Origin of the sequence: Psychroflexus sp. MES1-P1E (assembly GCF_002836055.1) — a bacterium.
GTDB lineage: Bacteria > Bacteroidota > Bacteroidia > Flavobacteriales > Flavobacteriaceae > Psychroflexus.
In genome coordinates this window covers 12,851-30,151 of the sequence record NZ_PJBS01000316.1, presented here as the reverse complement: position 1 = coordinate 30,151, position 17,301 = coordinate 12,851, and the positions used below count along the sequence as shown (strand labels likewise).

Below are 17,301 nucleotides of genomic sequence, written 5' to 3'. Positions count from 1 at the left end.
AAATTTTAAGAAACGAAACATGAACATGACGAATACTTCTGAACAACTTTTAGACATAGATAGCATACGCAAAGACTTCCCGATTTTACATAGAGAAATTAATGGGAAGCCTTTGGTATATTTTGATAATGCTGCCACATCTCAAACTCCAAGACAGGTTATAGATTGTATTGTAGACTATTACGAAAATAAGAACGCAAATATCCACAGAGGAGTGCATTCGCTTTCGCAAATTGCTACAGATGCTTATGAGTCTGCTAGAGAAAAAGTAAGGGCTCATTTTAATGCGAAACACAATTACGAAATTATCTTGACGTCGGGAACTACGCATAGTATCAATTTGGTTGCCAATGGATATGCTTCTATTTTGAAGCCTGAAGATGAGATTTTGGTATCGGCGATGGAGCATCATTCCAATATCGTTCCATGGCAAATGCTTTGTAAAAAAACAGGCTCAAAATTGAGGGTCATTCCAATGTCAGAAAAAGGAGAATTGGTAATGGAGGCTTACAAAGACTTATTGAATGAGCATACGAAACTTGTATTTGTAAATCATGTCTCCAATGCTTTAGGGACTATAAATCCTATTAAAGAAATCATTGATTTAGCTCATGAAGTTGATGCTAAAGTTTTGATAGATGGAGCGCAAGCTGCATCTCATTTAATAGCTGATGTTCAAGCTTTGGATATAGATTACTATACGGTTTCAGCTCATAAAATCTGCGGCCCAACAGGGGTAGGTATGTTATATGGAAAAGAGGAACTTTTAAACATGTTATCTCCTTATCAAGGTGGTGGCGAAATGATTGATCAAGTGACTTTTGAAGAGACGACTTATGCTGGATTACCTCATAAGTTTGAAGCTGGCACTCCAAATATTTCTGGAGGTATAGCTTTTGGTGCAGCGCTAGATTATATGAATGCTATTGGTTTTGAGGTGATTGCTGCTTATGAAATGCAGTTGCTTGTTTATGCAACTGAAGAGATAGAAAAAATAGAAGGCGTAAGAATATATGGGACTACACCAGAAAATAAAACGGCTGTTTTGTCATTTAACATTGAAGGTTTACATCCCTATGATATAGGAACTTTGCTCGACAAAATGGGAATCGCCGTGAGAACTGGTCACCATTGCGCTCAGCCTATTATGGACTTTTATAAAATTCCAGGAACTGTTCGTGCATCTTTTATGTTTTACAATTCGAAAGCAGAAATTGACTCTTTTATTATTGCTTTGAAAAAGGCGAAATCCATGTTATCATGAAACCATATTCAATTTTAAAAACAGGCTTCGCCTTGTTTTCAATTTTTTTAATTTTGGTTTCTTGTAAAGCCCAGCAACAAGGAAAAATGACTTCAGAAAAACTTATAGCTGAAGAATATGTTATAACCCAGCTAGGGGATCAAGAACTTGTAGATTCTAGATTAACCTTGAAGATAGATCCTGAAAACTCAATAATTTCAGGATATTCGGGGTGCAACAATTATAACTTCAGTTATGAGATGAATGACGGAATTTTAGACTTAGGCTTTGCTTCAGCAACAAAAATGTATTGTGATGATAAAATGGATCTTGAGAATTTATTTTTTCAAAAAGCAGCTTCAGTCACTCAATTTGATACTTCATCTGAAGTAATTTACTTAAAATCTAAAGAAGGAAACGTCTTGATTAAGGCAGAAAAAAAGATAGAAAAAAGTGAGTAATATTCAAGAAAGACAAAAAGAAATTGTAGAAGAATTCAGCATTTTTGAAGACTGGATGGATCGGTATGAATATATGATCGACCTTGGTAAATCTCTTCCACTTATTCAAGACCAATATAAAACTGATGAAAACATCATAAAAGGATGTCAGAGTAGAGTATGGGTCTATGGAGCGATGGATAATGACAAGCTCGATTTTACAGCAGATAGCGATGCCATAATTACCAAAGGAATCATCGCCATACTTATTCGTGTATTCTCTGGACAAAAACCTGAAGATATCATTGGGGCAAACACTGATTTTATAGATGAAATCGGACTTAAGGAACACTTATCACCAAACAGAGCTAACGGATTGGTTAGCATGGTAAAACAAATGAAAATGTACGCTATTGCATATAATAGCCAACAAAATAAAGCTTAATATTATGGCTGAAGAACTAAACACAGAAAAGCTAGGAGAAGATGTAGTAAGAGTTTTAAAAACTATTTACGACCCAGAAATCCCAGTTGATATATACGAACTTGGACTTATTTATGATGTTTTTGTCAATGAGAATGATGATGTCAAAATTTTAATGACTCTAACTTCGCCCAACTGTCCAGTAGCTGAATCTCTTCCTCAAGAAGTAAAGGAAAAGGCGGCTTCTTTAGACTGGGTCAACGAATGTGAAGTAGAATTGACTTTCGATCCTGCTTGGTCCCAAGAATTGATGAGTGAAGAAGCAAAACTTGAATTAGGAATGTTATAAGTCTATGGCTGAAATTGTAAACAAAATCGCAAATAGTCCTTTGATTACCTTTAATCTAGAGGATTACTATCCAAAAGGGAAAAGAGTACAAATCGATATCAAAGAGTGGTTGTTTCAAGGAATTATTCTTAAAGAAAAAGACTTCAGACTAGAGCTAAAAGCACATGACTGGAAACAATATGAAGATGCTTATGTATCGCTTCATTGTTCAGCCGACTCCATAATTCCAAGTTGGGCTTATCTCTTGTTAACGACTTACCTTGAGAATATAGCCCAAAAAGTTGTTTTTGGGTCTATAGAGGTTTTAAATTCTTTGCTATATCAAGAGGCGCTTTCTAAAATAGATCTAACCGATTATAAAGATAAACCTATCATTATAAAAGGCTGTTCTGATAAACCAGTGCCAGAAAATGCATACTTACTCGCTCTTCAAATGCTACAGCCCATTGCCAAGTCAATTATGTATGGTGAAGCCTGTTCTGCTGTTCCTCTTTATAAGAAACCTAAAAAGAGATAATTTTACACTCTTTTACCTATAGTAGCTATTTTAAAATATTATCTATATTTGTTTTTAAAACATTTATAAATGAAATTTAAATTTTATTTCAGCTCCATTATTATCTTAACAGGGTTTCTTTTAAAAGCGCAATCTCCAAGTGTTCTAGCTTCTTCACAAAACGATACCCTATGGAAAACTGAAGGGAACTTTCAATTTCTGATCAATCAAGCAGCCTTTAATGATGACTGGAAAGGTGGTGGAACTACCAACTACTCCGCTAATATTGTGGTTAACTTTGATATCTATTATAACAAAGGAAAATATAGCTGGGACACTAAATTCCTAGGCGACTATGGTATAAATAAAATAAAGGATCAAGAATTTTACAGAAAAACAAATGATCGTTTAGAACTCAATTCAACCATTGGACGTCAAATAGAACAGTCCAAATGGTACACATCCGCTTTTGTGAATTTTAGATCTCAGTTTGACATGGGCTATGAGTTTGGAGAAGATGCAGACGGGAACGAAACGAGGTCGCTTCAAACAGAATTCATGTCCCCAGCCTTCACTCAATTAGGTTTGGGTGCTTTATGGAAAGAAAGTGATGACATTCGTGTCAACATTTCACCAGTAACAGGTCGAATCATTACAGCCAACAAGCAATTCACTACCACTCCAAGTTATGTAGACGGTGACTTTTTCGGAATTAATGAGGGTGAAAGCATACGTGCTGAATTCGGTGCCTCTTTAAACGCTTTTGTTAAATTTAAAGTCATGGAAGGCATTACTGCAGGAAACGTGTTAGGTTTATATTCTAATTATCTGGAAGATCCGCTAAATGTTGACATCGACTATACCTTAAATCTTATTATGAGTGTTAATAAATATATTTCGGCGAATTTTACCTTCCAAGCTATTTATGATGACAATGCCGTAAGGGGTTTTCAAATAAGAGAAGTCTTAGGGGTTGGTTTTAATTATACCTTATGATTTTAATCCATTTACTTAGACCCGAAAATTAGTTGCTTTTAGGAGGTGAGTTAGCTATTATATACCTGCCCTCTATGAGGTTTTAAACGATCTCTTACAGTTTTCATGTCCACTTCTTCAACAACCATAAAAGCTATAAATTGAAAGTCATCTAGCTTCTCTATTCCTGTTATTTTCAAATCCATGGAATTTGTATTTAAATAGTCATTCAAATGAATGGTGTGATGTTCCGCCGTTTTCTCTGCATTTGGACCTTTAAAGTCCCAAATTAATTTTATTTGTTTACTCATAAGTTTGTTTAGTAATTTTGATTTTGAGACTTTTTTATTAACCTAGTTATATGTAGGCAGTTCTTTTAGGAGGCTCCTCACATCTTCAACACTAGCCACATAAAATTTAGCCTTAGTTTCTTTAACACCTACCTTTATGGTTTGTGAGTCCCTTGGAAGCTCCTCAAACATAAATTCATCGGTCCAGTCATCTCCAATGGCAAAGACATGTTGAGTAGGATTTTGCTCCAAGATATAATTGCAAGCCCTACCTTTATTAACTTTGCTGCTTTTTATTTCAATGACTTTATTTCCTTCTAGCAAGGTAAGGTCTGTGTTAGAGATAAAACTAGTTAGCACCGTTTTTATTTCTACAACTCGCTTTTGAGCTAATTCGATATCCGTATCTCGGTAATGCCAGGCTAGCGAAAATTTCTTTTTTTCAACAAGTGTTCCCGGTGTTCTATCCACAAAAGTTTCCAAGACAGGGAGAACATCTTCCATCCAATCAGTTTTTAAATGCTCTAGGATCTTCCATGTTTGCTCTTTTTCGCGTACGGAAACCCCATGGTCGGACACTAGTGTGTAAGACGTGTTTTTGAACCATTCATTCAACGTTTTTTTATCTCTCCCGCTAATGATCACAAGCTCGAGATTTTCAATTTTCTCCAGTCCTTTTAATATTTGGAAAAGTTCAGAATCTGGTTTAGCATCTTGAGGGTTTTTAGTAAAGTTGACCAAAGTTCCATCGTAATCTAAAAACATCATCTTTTTTTCAGGGGATTTTAATATCTCTTTGAAATTATTTATATCCTTTGATTTCAATTTTGAGGCTTGGATAATACTATAAACTTTATGTACTTGTTTAAGAGAGTTTATAAATTCACTAGCCCATTTCTCTACGCTATACCTAGACACCCTTTTCTGCAGTGCTTTCATTCTTTGTTTTTGCTCTGCCTTTGGCATTTCTAAAGCTTGCTTTAGAGTGTCCGCAATTTCTTCATAATTGAACGGATTGATAAGCAAAGCTTCATTGAGTTCTTTTGAGGCCCCAGTCATTTCACTAAGGACTAGCACGCCGTCCTCTTTGGTTCGAGTAGCCACATATTCTTTAGCAACGAGGTTCATACCGTCTCTTACAGGAGTAATTAAAGCAACTTCCGAAGAGGTGTAGAGATCTATTATATTTTCAAAAGGTAAGGTTCTATAAAAATACCAAATAGGAGTCCAGCTTACCGTGGAAAATTCACCATTAATTCTACCTACAAGCTCGTCGGTTTCTTGCTTCAATTTTTGATACTGAGGTACCTCAGATCGTGAAGGGACCGCCAGCATAACAAGTCTTATTTTCTCTTGAAACTCTGGATATTTCCTCAAAAAATATTCAAAAGCTTTTAACCTGTTTGGGATACCCTTGGTATAGTCCATTCTATCGACGGAAAGCACCATTTTCATCCCAACTTCTTTCTGAAGATGCTGATCTAGTCTTTTTTGAATTTCAGTTTTATTATTTTCATCTTGTTTATCATGCTTAAGAGCAGCATTTTTAAATTTTTTGTAATCGATGCCCATCGGAAAAGAGTCCACCTTTATGATTCTGTTGTTATAGGTAACTTTGTTGAAATTAACTTCCAAACTAAGAATGCGTTTTACAGAACTTAAAAAGTGTCTTTCGTAATCGTAGGTATGGAAACCAATCAAATCGGCACCAAGCATACCTTCTAAAAGTTCTCTACGTTTAGGAAAGGTTCTGAATATTTCATAAGAAGGAAATGGAATATGATTGAAGAATCCGATAGAAATGTTGGGCTTTTTAGCTTTAACAAGGGCTGGGACCAGTAAAAGTTGGTAGTCTTGTATCCAGATTTGGTCACCATCTTCTGCATGTTTTAAAACTACTTCCGCAAATTTTTCATTTACGCGTTTATAGGCATTCCAAGATTCGGGATCGTACTCTGTAAACTCAATAAAATAATGAAACAATGGCCACAATGTTCTATTACTAAAGCCATAGTAATATAAGTCTAGGTCACTTTGAGTAAGACCCACAGTCACGCATTGCTCTTTATGAACGGCTTCTTTAACCTTATCCTCAAGTTCGGGAGTAAGTTCCTCTTGTGTAAGGCCTGACCATCCAATCCAAATTCCATTACTCTCTTTATGGACAGATTTAAGTCCTGTAGCAAGTCCGCCCACACTCGACGTCACTTTGAGGTGATGATCTTCTATACTTATTTGTAGAGGTAGCCTATTGGATACAATTATCATTTTATTCATGAAAAAACTTTGTTAAACTCGTATTATTTCCTTTTATTTAATCAAAAATATGATTTTAATCTCCCAAAAAATCAACATTCATGAATAATCTTAACTATGGAATAATAGGAAATTGTAGGACAGCCGCTTTGGTTTCTGAAACAGGATCAATAGACTGGTGTTGTTTACCAGAATTTGATTCCGCTTCTGTTTTCGCAAAATTATTAGATGAGAAGAAGGGAGGCCAATTCGCTTTTCATGTGGATGACTCTTACGAAATATCCCAGGTTTATGTCAAAGACACTTCTATTCTTAAAACTACTTTTTCATCCCAAGATGCTAGTTTTGAAGTCTATGATTTCTTGCCGCGTTATCTTAAAAAAGATAAGAGTTATCACACCCCTCCAGAACTCATAAGGTATTTGAAAGTTACTAAGGGAACTCCCAAACTAAAGGTTGATTTCAATCCAAAATTGGAGTATGCTCTTGGAAACACGGAGATATTCATCAAAGAAAATTTTATTGTAGGTCTTACGGAAGCCGATGAGTTTGATACCTTGTTTCTTTACACCTCTTTAGACAAAGAGGCCGTTGCAAATTCAAATGAAATTTTCCTTACCAACGATGCTTTTTTCCTTTTGTCTTATAATGAAAAGATAGAGCTGCCCGACATGGAGTCTATATCTCTAGACTTAGAAACAACCAAAGAATATTGGCTCAATTGGAGTTCTAGGACGCCCAAGTTTGGCACTTATGATGATATGATTTTAAGAAGCGCGATGACTCTTAAGCTTTTGAGTTATGATAAAACGGGAGCAATCCTAGCGGCGGCTACGACCTCATTACCCGAAACTATAGGGGAGGTTAGAAATTGGGATTACAGATTTTGTTGGATTAGAGATGCTTCTATGGTGGTGAAAGTAGTCTCTCAATTAGGTCACAAAAGAATGATACAACGCTATTTGCAATTCATAATAGATTTGATTCCAGATAAGAATGAAAAACTTCAAATCATGTATGGAATCAATAAAGAAAAACAATTGACGGAAAAGCATTTAACACATCTGTCTGGTTATAAAGATTCTAAACCAGTGAGAATTGGTAATGCGGCTTATGCACAGAAGCAAAATGATATCTACGGGATATTGGTGGATGTCATTTATCAAGAATTAGTCAAATTCAAATCAGATCTAGACAATAAAGAAGAGTTATGGACTATTACAAAAGGGATTGCGTGGGTAGTTGGAAAACACTGGCAAGAGCCAGATAAAGGAATCTGGGAATTCAGGACTGAAGATCGACATTTTACCTTTTCAAAAGTCTTATGCTGGGTCGCTATAGATAGAGCTATAAAAATCTCAAAACTCTTTCATAAATCATCCAAGCTTGAACGCTGGAAAACTTTGGAAAAAGCTATACGTAATGATATTATGGAGAATGCTTGGAATGAAGATATGCAGGCGTTTACTCAATCTTATAATTCTACAGATCTAGACGCTTCTGTTTTATTGATGGAAACCTATGGTTTCATAGAGGCTAAGGATCCAAAGTTTATAAGTACAGTAAAGGCTATTGGAGAGCATTTAACAAATGATGGACTTCTGTATCGCTATAAAAACAAGGACGACTTTGGTTTGCCTAGTTCATCATTTACGATATGTACATTTTGGTATATCAACAGTTTGTTTAAAATTGGCGAAGTGGAAGACGCTAAGCAACAATTTGAGAGGTTAATCGGTTATTCTAATCACCTAGGATTGATGAGTGAGGATATAGATTTTAAAACAAAACGATTGCTGGGAAACTTTCCACAGGCTTATTCTCATTTAGCATTGATAGAAACGGCTATAAATTTATCTAAAGTAGAGAAGTCTTAAAATTCAGAAAATCGCCGGTCGAGTAAAAAGTTGTCGTCAGTTAAGGTCTTTAGAAAAGAAATAAGTTGGTTTTTTTCAATTTCTGTGAGTGAGATCCCTAAGCTAATTTCCTGTTGTAAGCTAGGATCTAAATTTTGTGTAGATTCAACTCCGGAGTCATAATGATCTAAAACTTCTTTTAAAGATTGAAAGCGTCCATCGTGCATATAGGGTAAACTGACCATAATATTTCTTAAGGTGGGGACTTTAAATTTGTACTTATCTTCCTCAAGTCCTGTGACGCGTTCACGTCCAATATCGTTGTACCTAAGGTCAATGGATAATCCATTGTTTCTATAGGATTGATCTGTAAAAAGAATACCCTCATGGCAGCTTGCACATTTAGCTTCAAATAAGGATTGACCGGCAGATTCCTCCTCGCTAAAGACAGAATTACCTTCTAAAACCTTATCATATTTTGTATCTGCAGAGACCATCATCACCATAAATTGAGACAAGGCTCTGAACATATTTTGTGTATTTACCTCTCCATTGTTAAATGCTTCAGCAAATAATTCATTATAGACTTCGTCGCTTTTGAGTTTGTTAATCACATTAGACACCGTTTCATTCATCTCTGTATCTGTAGTGATAGGGATGATGGAAAAAGCATCGAGATGTTGGGCTGCACCGTCCCACGAGAATTCTTCTAAATAAGCCAAATTCATTAAAGGTTGGGCATTTCTGGTTCCTAAAGCACCATCTACACCATGACTCACTTCGTGGGTATGGTGTGTAAAAGAAAACTCTTGGACATGACAAAATCCACAAGAAATAACTCCTGTTGAAGATAACTTTCCGTCGTAAAATAATTTTTTACCCAACTCAAATCCTTTTTCTGTAGGTGGATTTTCTTCCAAATTGTAAACAGGTTGAGGAAAGAAATCTGGCTGAGGGAAGTCTAATATTTTATTTTCCGAAATTTCAACATAATTAGTCTCATCCCCGCTGCAGGCAAGGCATAATATCAATACCATGCAGAGAATTAATTTACTCATGTTTATCGTTTATTCTGTGGAATTGAAGAAAATAATTGACTTGCGTTTTCTGCAATTTTTGGAGCATTCACAGGATCTACTTGGATATCAGATTTATCCTCTATCCTGATATCGTAGACCGCATTAAAGAGTTTAGGTATGTCAGCATTGATATATACTAAAGTATTTTCGGTAAAATTAAAACCAAAATTAGAAGATAACTCTACAGTTTTGTAATTATCTAGATTGGTGCCATGGCTGCCAATGTGAAAAAGAAAACCCTCATCTGGCTGATTACCACTGGGAGAATAATCCCCTTCTATTTTAAAAAAGATATAACCTGCCGACCAGCTCCAAAGCATTTGGCTTTCTTCTGCTGTAGGTACAAAGTTATCTACTCCATTAAGTGGGTAGTTGGATTGATCTACACCTATTCCAAACTTTATTTTACTGTAGTTGGCTACGGGGATGTTTTCTAGGGTTATAATTTTACTCGAAGGAACCTCTTCATCAATTAGAAAATAACTGTCTTCTACAGGATAAGTGAAAATTCCGCCATCCTCCTTAATGAACGAGATATTACTGATGATATATTTCAGCTCATTGATGGAGTAAGACTCACCCAATGTTGTTTGATAAACTCCGGTACTCAATTCTATGTTTTGAGAATTTATCGTATTAGCAAAGCTGATGTCTATACTAGTTGTCTCTAAGGTATCATCGTCTTTACAAGAAACTGATAACATTAAAACAAGAACCAAGCAAATTATTTTTTTCATATCACTTTAATTTTATAATAAAAGCATCGTTATCACCCTTATTTGTCGAGAAATCTGTGTCTGTGCTAACCGTGTTTCCAACGACGAAAATCTCCTTGCTAGAATTTATTGCAGCATCATTCCCAAAGTCAAGACCACTTCCTCCAATGGTTTTTTGCCACTTTAAGTCTCCATTACCGTCTATGATAATTCCCCAAATGTCATTGGAGCCATAGTTGGTCTCCAATTGATCTGTACTACTTCTTGAACTACTCGTTACAAAATAGTCATTATTTCCTATACCTATAATAGATCTTCCAGATTCGAATTCTGGTCCACCATAGGTTTTTTCCCATATCAAGTTCCCATTCGTATCGAACTTGATGATCCATATATCTGCATTACCTCTTGGGTTCGAAACATCTCTATCACTACTCCGAGTATCACCAACTAGCATAAAGTTATTGTCTTCGGTTTCTATAATGTCAAATGCAATTTCAATGCTGCTTCCTCCAAAGCTTTTTTCCCAATCTAAGACGCCATCAGCAAAAGTTTTGACCACCCAGATGTCATAACTTCCTATAGGGTTTTCGATATCAAAATCATCACTTTCAGAATGTCCCGTTTGGATATAACCACCGTCTTGGGTTTGTATAGCAGCATAACTTCTGTCGTTATTGGTGCCACCAAAATAGCGTCTCCACTCCATATCTCCTCCAGCATTTAGTTTTACACCCCAATATTCGCCAACGCCATGCTTCGCTCCTTTGGGGTTTAATGAAGTTTTCAAGCTACCAAAATCATCATTTCCCTCACCTTCAGATGCTGTGACATCTAAAAATCCGGTAACAAAATAGCCGCCATCCTGAGTCTGTATAATATCATATCCTCTATCATTTCCAGAGAAGCCGATGCTTTTTTCCCATTGAATACCACCTGAAGCATCTAATTTTACAACCCAATAATCTTGAAATCCAAAATTCCCAGAAATATCGCCATCATCACTTCTTGAAAATCCAGTGACAGCAAAGCCTCCGTCATCAGTCTGAATTATGCTTTGTCCTCTATCGTCATCACTTCCTCCAAATACCTTTTGCCATTGGATGTTTAACTCTTGGTCAAATTTAACAAGCCAATAATCGCTATCTGTTGAAGGCTTACCTATGACGTCACCATCATTACTTTGCGTAAAACCAAAAGCGGCAACACCACCGTCGGTAGTTGCGACTACAGATAAGAAATCATCTTGTTGAGAGCCCCCAATGGTCTTAATAAGGTCTATCTCACCAACAAATTCGTCGTCAATTCCTTCTGGAATTACTGATTCGTCATCTTTCGAGCATGAAAAAATAAATCCTAAAATTACGACGAAGACTAGTTTATTAAACATTACTTGATGATCAATTTACGAGTGAAAGAATTATTTATTTTAAGCAGATACATACCAGATTCGTAGTTATCTAAATTGATTTGAATTTGCTTTTCATCTTGATAATCTTTGGAAAATATTTTTTGACCTAAAAGATTGAAAATTTCAATTTTTTGAATGTTCTGTTGAGTGTTTTGTATTTGAACATAGGATGATGCAGGATTAGGGAAGATCTTGAATTCTTGATCTTTAAATTCAGGGGTTTCTAGTGTGCCTGATTTTCTAATTAAAAAGAACCCTCTGTCAATGTCACTTATCACAATGTTACCGCTTTCAAAATAGGGATAATTGCTCCACATACCATCAAAACTATCGTTATCATTTTCAGGATAGGTATCGAAGAAGCCCACTTCATTTACCTCTTCGTTACCAATACCAGAAATGTCTAGCATTCTTATGCCTGCGGTATAATTTGATAAATAAAATATATCACCTTTAATGTACCCATTGTGATCTATCGCTGAAGTTGGGCCGAAATATTCTTGATGAATAATAGGGTTATCTAGATCTTCTAAATCAAATATTAGTGTTTTAGTATTAAAACCATAATCCATTTCATCAAGTTCATCACCTAAGAAAAAATACCTCTGATCTTCTGTTAACCAACCCTGATGAGTATATCCTATATTGCTGTAGGAAATATCTGAAATCAATGTCGGATTTGATTTATCTGTAACATCTACAAAGACAACTTCATCTTCATTACTTCCTAAAAAGATTTCTCTACCAGCATAATCAGGATCAGGCCCATTATAAGTGACAACTTGAGCATCGTGCGTGTAAGAACTACCAGAATAGCCTCCCGCTAGGTCAGGGTTTAAAGGATCGGATATATCGACGATATGAGCGCCTCCTGAATAACTATTTCGGTTACCAACAATATAAGCATAAGGCTCTTCTGGATTGATCACAATGTTATGGGCACTACCAATACCATCGTAATGTGCATCATTGTTGAAAGTGGTGGGTGCATTGCTAACATTGCGAAGTCGGGTTAGGTCGAAGACTTGCATGCCATGTCCTTGGGCCTCCGAAACGACAAAAGCATAATTGTTGTAAACTTTTATATCTCTCCATGAACTAGATTGAGTGTGTGTAGGTAACTTGCCGAGATAAACTGGCTGTGTTGGATTAGAAATATCTATAAAAGCTGTACCATTGCTCAATCCTATAATGGCATATTCTTTACCATCTTGAGGATCTGTCCAACCCCAAGAGTCGTTTCCAGAATTTGCTGAAAGGGTGTTTAAGTCAATTTGGGACATTAGATCGAAATCGTTACAGGGATATTGTCCAGCAAAACCGTTTTCACACGGAGTTTGAGAATATGAGTTTGCTTGAATGAAAATTAGTAGTAGAAAAGAGTAAATGTGTTTCAAAATGTTTTTTTTTCCAAATGTAACTAATTATTCTCAAGACAAGGTTTTATTTTTAGATCAATAGAGGTCAGCTTAAATATACTGTCCTTCTCAATTCCTTTAAGTAACTTTGCAATCAAACTGAAAATGTTATGTTTCAAAATACAAAAGAGAGTAAAACCAAATTATCAGAACTTGGTGAGTTTGGTTTAATAGACCACTTGACCCAATTTTTTAAAATTAAGCAAACCTCTACAATCACTGGTATCGGTGATGATGCAGCAGTTTTAAAACACGATAAGCATACAGTGGTGACTACAGATCTTTTGGTAGAAGGTGTTCATTTCGATCTCGCCTACATGCCCTTAAAACACTTAGGCTATAAGGCTGTTATGGTAAATTTATCTGATGTGTATGCTATGAATGCAAAAGCAGAGCAGATCACAGTTTCTATTGCGTGTTCCAATCGCTTTACAGTGGAAGCCTTGGAAGAGTTGTATAGTGGAATTGCGACAGCCGCAGAGTTGTACGATGTAGATGTTGTTGGTGGAGACACCACTTCTGCTACAAAAGGCTTAACGATAAGTGTTACGGCGATTGGTCAAGCCGAAAAAGAGGATATTACCTATAGAAGTGGTGCCAAACCTAATGATTTACTTGTTGTCTCAGGTGATCTAGGAGGTGCTTTTTTAGGGCTAAAGGTGTTGCAAAGAGAAAATGAGGTGTTTAAAGTGAACCCAGACGCACAGCCAGATCTCGAGAAATACAATTATATAGTAGAGCGGCAATTAAAGCCTGAAGCGAGAAAAGATATTGTAGAACTGTTAGCTGCTTTGGAGGTAAAACCGACTTCTATGATTGACATTAGTGATGGATTATCTTCAGAGTTGATGCACTTATGCAAACATTCTAAAGTTGGCGCAAACCTGTTTGAAGATAAACTTCCTCTTGATCCAATGTGCATTTCAACTTGCGAAGAATTTAAGTTGGACTCTACTACAGTGGTTCTAAATGGAGGGGAAGATTACGAACTCTTATTTACGGTAGATCAAAATGATTTTAAAAAAATAAAAGCGAACCCACATTTAACGATTATCGGTCATATGGCTGAGGAAAGTGAAGGGATTCATCTCATTTCTAGGATGAATACTAAAATCCCAATTAAGGCTAGAGGCTGGAACGGGATGAATGAGGAGGAGGAAGATTAGAAACTAAATTTTGGAACTTATGGAAATTAAAATTTTTACAACAACGTCTAAAGTAGAATTAATGGGAATTAAGAACCTGTTGATGTCGGAGGATATAGACTGTTTTGAAAAAGATAAAATGGACAGCTCCTATGCTGGTATTTTTGGTCAGTATGAACTCTTTGTTTCTAAAAATAATGAAGACAAGGCTAAAGCGATTATTGAGAAATTTCAAAAAAGCTAGTAGATTTTAAAATTGTAACTTAGGTTAATGTTATTTGAAAATCTAGTGAGATAAATGATTATTTTTTAATTTTCAAAAAAAATAAAAAGTTATGAAAAGACATGCGAAAGCAATTTGGGAAGGCAGCATTAAAGAAGGTAAAGGAAGCCTCTCTTCACAGAGCGGTATTTTAAACCTTACACCTTATTCTTTTATGTCTAGATTTGAAGATGGAAAAGGGACAAATCCTGAAGAATTAATTGCAGCTGCTCACGCAGGATGTTTTTCAATGCAATTGTCCGCTTTTTTAACAGAGGAGGGGTATACTCCTGAAAGTCTTGAAACTAAAGGGGAGATTACGCTTAAAGAGGGGTCTATCACAAATTCTCATCTCACACTTGTAGCTAAAATACCAGAAATTAGTCAAGAGAAATTCGATAATTTAGTTGAAAAAGCTGAAAAAAATTGCCCAATTTCTAAGCTTTTATCTACTGAAATTTCAGTAGATGCTGCTTTAGTTCAGTAACACTAATGATTATCTATAAAAATGCTGTTGAAAAGGTAAATAGCATTTTTATTTAGGTTTTGCTCTATGTAAATTCATTAGAGCTTTTCTTATTTGAGATAGACTCTTCATCAATAAACGATATATTTGTCATAAATAATTTTACACATGCTAGAAGCAGTACTTTTAGGATTCTTGTTTTCTTTATTTTTAGTATTCTCAGGCTCTTATCTAAGAGGCAGACTGGCTGTATTGTCTTCGTTAATCCCGTTGAGTCTTTTTATTTATTTCTCCACATTCATCAGTGAAATAGCTGATGGTAAAGTTTTTTACGAAAATCACGAATGGGTCCCCAGTTTTGGAGTTAATCTTAGCTTTACCTTAGACGGGTTGTCACTTCTATTTGCTTTAATGATTACGGGTGTAGGTACCATGGTTTTTGTATATTCTTCTGCTTATCTAAAAAATCATAACTATTTAGACAGGTTTTACGGCTATCTGAGCCTTTTTATGGCAGCAATGCTTGGCTTAGTTCTGTCAGACAACCTGATGTCTATGTTTATTTTTTGGGAGCTAACGAGCATCTCCTCCTTTTATTTAATCGGTTTTAACAACGATAAAGAGGATTCTAGAAAATCTGCATTAATTGCTCTTGGTGTAACTGGTATTGGAGGATTAATGCTTTTAGGCGGTGCTATTCTTCTTGGAGATGTTGCTGGCACCTATCGTATTTCCGAAATGCTATCTTCAAGAGAAGCCATAGCCGATAGCTCGCATTATGTTTTAATCCTAATCTTTATATTTAGTGCTGCTTTCACTAAATCTGCACAGTTTCCATTTCATTTCTGGTTACCTGAAGCGATGAAGGCTCCAACACCCGTGTCTACCTATTTGCATTCTGCAACGATGGTAAAGGCAGGAGTTTATTTATTATTCAGAATGACCCCTGTTTTAAATGGTGCAGAAATTTGGCATACCGTATTGATTGTAGTGGGGGGGATTACGATGATTTACTCTGCCATCCATATTATTTTTAGAACAGATCTTAAAGGGATTTTAGCCTACTCAACTATCGCAGCATTAGGAATTTTGGTGTTTTTGATTGGAATTGGTACCCAAGCAGCTCTTGTCGCCGCCGCAGTTTTTATTGTGGTTCACGCTCTTTATAAAGCTTCTTTATTTTTGATTACCGGCATTATAGATCATGAAACAGGGACCAGAGATGTAACTCAACTTGCAGGTCTTAGAAAAGTCATGCTGCCCGTAGCTATAGCTGGCTTTATCGCTGCACTTATTAGTGGTGGTGTTCCTCCTACTTTGGGTTTTGTAGGGAAAGACTTAATTTATGAATCTACTTTGCATTTTAAAGATAATGCGATCTTACTCACCATTATAGCTCTATCCACAAACGTGTTATTGTTCTATGCTGGTTTCATAGCGGGAGTAAAGCCTTTTATGGGTAAACTACCTAAAAAGTTTGAAAAAATTCGATTACCAAGTCCGTTGATGTGGATTCCACCTCTTATAATGACTCTTGCTGGATTGGTATTTGGTCTTTTTCCTGGTCTTATTGAAACCGCTGTAGCAAAGCCTATTGCAATGGCACAAGCGCTTCAGTTTGAGGAGTTTCATCTTAAACTATGGCATGGCTTTAATCCAATTCTTGCTCTTAGTGCTACTACACTTGTTTTGGGGACCGTTTTATATTTTGTTTTGAAACCAAAGCACTCACTGGAGGTTACCATTGCAAAACTTGATTCAATAGCACCCAAAACACTGCTATTAAACCTATCTGAGGGCTTCGCTGTGTTTTCTAAATTCTGGACTAATTTTTTTCAGACAGGTTATTTAAGGCATTATCTTTTTATAGTTGTAAGCTTTCTTATTTTGCTGTTGGGATATTTAATCTTTTCAGACTTTTCTTTAAGTATAGACACCTCTTCGCTTGCAGAATTGACCATTTATGAGATCTCAATTTTGATAATGTTACTTTTAGGTGTTTTATATACTGTCTTTACCAAATCTAGGCTGGCTGCTGTAGCTTCCTTGGGAGTCGTAGGTCTATCTTTCAGTTTGCTATTTCTATTTTATAGTGCACCGGACTTAGCGATGACTCAATTTTCTGTAGATACCCTTACTGTTATTTTATTTGTTTTGGTACTTTACAAATTACCTAAATACTTGAATCTATCTGATATTCGACTTAGGATAAAACACGGTATAATCTCCGTAAGCTTTGGTGTCTTAATTACGATTCTTATCTTAAAAGTTTTAAGTGAACCTAAAAACACCGAAGTCACAGAATTCTATGCTGAAAATGCTTATAAGTTAGCACATGGTAAAAATATAGTCAATGTTATTTTGGTAGATTTCAGAGGGACAGATACGATAATAGAAATTTCAGTACTTATAGTAGCGGCTTTAGGAGTTTTTGGATTACTGAAATTGAAGCTAAAGACAAAAGACAAAAAATAA

At 35.8% G+C, this 17,301-nt stretch carries 17 protein-coding genes; 11 read left to right on the top strand and 6 right to left on the bottom strand.

What is annotated here, in order from left to right; all coding sequences use genetic code 11:
- The first annotated feature begins 19 nt into the window (after positions 1-19).
- The 6 genes from CXF67_RS13120 (at position 20) to CXF67_RS13095 (ending at position 3,948) form a co-directional block, all read left to right on the top strand.
- The gene (locus tag CXF67_RS13120) at positions 20-1,264 is read left to right on the top strand and encodes an aminotransferase class V-fold PLP-dependent enzyme (protein WP_102089154.1); all 1,245 of its coding nucleotides are present in this window, start codon (positions 20-22) and stop codon (positions 1,262-1,264) included.
- A complete protein-coding gene (locus tag CXF67_RS13115) occupies positions 1,261-1,704 on the top strand; it encodes an META domain-containing protein (RefSeq protein WP_102089153.1) in 444 nt (147 codons plus the stop codon). Before CXF67_RS13120 ends, CXF67_RS13115 begins: the two co-directional genes overlap by 4 nt.
- Positions 1,697-2,128, top strand: coding sequence for a SufE family protein (locus CXF67_RS13110; RefSeq protein ID WP_015023684.1), 432 nt, complete (start codon positions 1,697-1,699; stop codon positions 2,126-2,128). Before CXF67_RS13115 ends, CXF67_RS13110 begins: the two co-directional genes overlap by 8 nt.
- A 4-nt stretch (positions 2,129-2,132) precedes the next feature.
- Entirely contained in the window at positions 2,133-2,456 is a 324-nt protein-coding gene (locus CXF67_RS13105; RefSeq protein WP_015023683.1) for a DUF59 domain-containing protein, read from the top strand.
- A gap of 4 nt (positions 2,457-2,460) precedes the next feature.
- Entirely contained in the window at positions 2,461-2,973 is a 513-nt protein-coding gene (locus CXF67_RS13100; protein WP_102089152.1) for a DUF2480 family protein, read from the top strand.
- A gap of 69 nt (positions 2,974-3,042) precedes the next feature.
- A complete protein-coding gene (locus tag CXF67_RS13095) occupies positions 3,043-3,948 on the top strand; it encodes a DUF3078 domain-containing protein (RefSeq protein ID WP_102089151.1) in 906 nt (301 codons plus the stop codon).
- Between the two features lie 50 nt (positions 3,949-3,998).
- On the opposite strand, the gene CXF67_RS13090 is transcribed toward CXF67_RS13095, so the two are convergent.
- Together CXF67_RS13090 and CXF67_RS13085 are read right to left on the bottom strand one after the other, a co-directional pair.
- Entirely contained in the window at positions 3,999-4,238 is a 240-nt protein-coding gene (locus tag CXF67_RS13090; RefSeq protein WP_102089150.1) for a hypothetical protein, read from the bottom strand.
- A gap of 42 nt (positions 4,239-4,280) precedes the next feature.
- Entirely contained in the window at positions 4,281-6,494 is a 2,214-nt protein-coding gene (locus CXF67_RS13085; protein WP_102089149.1) for a bifunctional alpha,alpha-trehalose-phosphate synthase (UDP-forming)/trehalose-phosphatase, read from the bottom strand.
- Between the two features lie 80 nt (positions 6,495-6,574).
- Between CXF67_RS13085 and CXF67_RS13080 the strand changes: the two genes are divergently transcribed.
- Complete coding sequence (locus CXF67_RS13080; RefSeq protein WP_102089148.1) at positions 6,575-8,350, top strand: glycoside hydrolase family 15 protein; 1,776 nt, start codon at positions 6,575-6,577, stop codon at positions 8,348-8,350.
- On the opposite strand, the gene CXF67_RS13075 is transcribed toward CXF67_RS13080, so the two are convergent.
- From CXF67_RS13075 to CXF67_RS13060, 4 genes are read right to left on the bottom strand one after another with little or no spacing between them, the layout of a single operon-like run.
- Positions 8,347-9,387, bottom strand: a complete 1,041-nt coding sequence (locus CXF67_RS13075; RefSeq protein WP_102089147.1) for a cytochrome-c peroxidase — start codon at positions 9,385-9,387, stop codon at positions 8,347-8,349. The genes CXF67_RS13080 and CXF67_RS13075 overlap by 4 nt on opposite strands.
- A gap of 2 nt (positions 9,388-9,389) precedes the next feature.
- Entirely contained in the window at positions 9,390-10,145 is a 756-nt protein-coding gene (locus CXF67_RS13070; RefSeq protein ID WP_102089146.1) for an MbnP family protein, read from the bottom strand.
- 1 nt (position 10,146) lies between these two features.
- Positions 10,147-11,514, bottom strand: coding sequence for a hypothetical protein (locus CXF67_RS13065; protein WP_102089145.1), 1,368 nt, complete (start codon positions 11,512-11,514; stop codon positions 10,147-10,149).
- Positions 11,514-12,932, bottom strand: coding sequence for a choice-of-anchor B family protein (locus CXF67_RS13060; RefSeq protein ID WP_102089144.1), 1,419 nt, complete (start codon positions 12,930-12,932; stop codon positions 11,514-11,516). The genes CXF67_RS13065 and CXF67_RS13060 overlap by 1 nt, the downstream gene beginning before the upstream one ends.
- Before the next feature lie 131 nt (positions 12,933-13,063).
- Between CXF67_RS13060 and thiL the strand changes: the two genes are divergently transcribed.
- From thiL to CXF67_RS13040, 4 genes are all read left to right on the top strand, one after another.
- Entirely contained in the window at positions 13,064-14,119 is a 1,056-nt protein-coding gene (gene thiL / locus CXF67_RS13055; protein WP_102089143.1) for a thiamine-phosphate kinase, read from the top strand.
- 19 nt (positions 14,120-14,138) lie between these two features.
- Complete coding sequence (locus tag CXF67_RS13050; protein WP_102089142.1) at positions 14,139-14,342, top strand: putative signal transducing protein; 204 nt, start codon at positions 14,139-14,141, stop codon at positions 14,340-14,342.
- Positions 14,343-14,433: 91 nt separating this feature from the next.
- On the top strand, positions 14,434-14,847 hold the full coding sequence (locus tag CXF67_RS13045) for an OsmC family protein (protein WP_102089141.1): 414 nt from the start codon (positions 14,434-14,436) through the stop codon (positions 14,845-14,847).
- 147 nt (positions 14,848-14,994) lie between these two features.
- Positions 14,995-17,301: a putative monovalent cation/H+ antiporter subunit A gene (locus CXF67_RS13040; RefSeq protein WP_102089140.1), complete on the top strand. Its 2,307-nt coding sequence runs from the start codon at positions 14,995-14,997 to the stop codon at positions 17,299-17,301.

Bases quoted from the DNA above. Each gene is read 5' to 3' on its own strand.
- CXF67_RS13120 (WP_102089154.1), top strand. From the start codon at position 20: ATGAACATGACGAATACTTCTGAACAACTTTTAGACATAGATAGCATA.
- CXF67_RS13115 (WP_102089153.1), top strand. From the start codon at position 1,261: ATGAAACCATATTCAATTTTAAAAACAGGCTTCGCCTTGTTTTCAATT.
- CXF67_RS13105 (WP_015023683.1), top strand. From the start codon at position 2,133: ATGGCTGAAGAACTAAACACAGAAAAGCTAGGAGAAGATGTAGTAAGA.
- CXF67_RS13100 (WP_102089152.1), top strand. From the start codon at position 2,461: ATGGCTGAAATTGTAAACAAAATCGCAAATAGTCCTTTGATTACCTTT.
- CXF67_RS13095 (WP_102089151.1), top strand. From the start codon at position 3,043: ATGAAATTTAAATTTTATTTCAGCTCCATTATTATCTTAACAGGGTTT.
- CXF67_RS13090 (WP_102089150.1), bottom strand. From the start codon at position 4,238: ATGAGTAAACAAATAAAATTAATTTGGGACTTTAAAGGTCCAAATGCA.
- CXF67_RS13085 (WP_102089149.1), bottom strand. From the start codon at position 6,494: ATGAATAAAATGATAATTGTATCCAATAGGCTACCTCTACAAATAAGT.
- CXF67_RS13080 (WP_102089148.1), top strand. From the start codon at position 6,575: ATGAATAATCTTAACTATGGAATAATAGGAAATTGTAGGACAGCCGCT.
- CXF67_RS13075 (WP_102089147.1), bottom strand. From the start codon at position 9,387: ATGAGTAAATTAATTCTCTGCATGGTATTGATATTATGCCTTGCCTGC.
- CXF67_RS13070 (WP_102089146.1), bottom strand. From the start codon at position 10,145: ATGAAAAAAATAATTTGCTTGGTTCTTGTTTTAATGTTATCAGTTTCT.
- CXF67_RS13065 (WP_102089145.1), bottom strand. From the start codon at position 11,514: ATGTTTAATAAACTAGTCTTCGTCGTAATTTTAGGATTTATTTTTTCA.
- thiL (WP_102089143.1), top strand. From the start codon at position 13,064: ATGTTTCAAAATACAAAAGAGAGTAAAACCAAATTATCAGAACTTGGT.
- CXF67_RS13050 (WP_102089142.1), top strand. From the start codon at position 14,139: ATGGAAATTAAAATTTTTACAACAACGTCTAAAGTAGAATTAATGGGA.
- CXF67_RS13045 (WP_102089141.1), top strand. From the start codon at position 14,434: ATGAAAAGACATGCGAAAGCAATTTGGGAAGGCAGCATTAAAGAAGGT.
- CXF67_RS13040 (WP_102089140.1), top strand. From the start codon at position 14,995: ATGCTAGAAGCAGTACTTTTAGGATTCTTGTTTTCTTTATTTTTAGTA.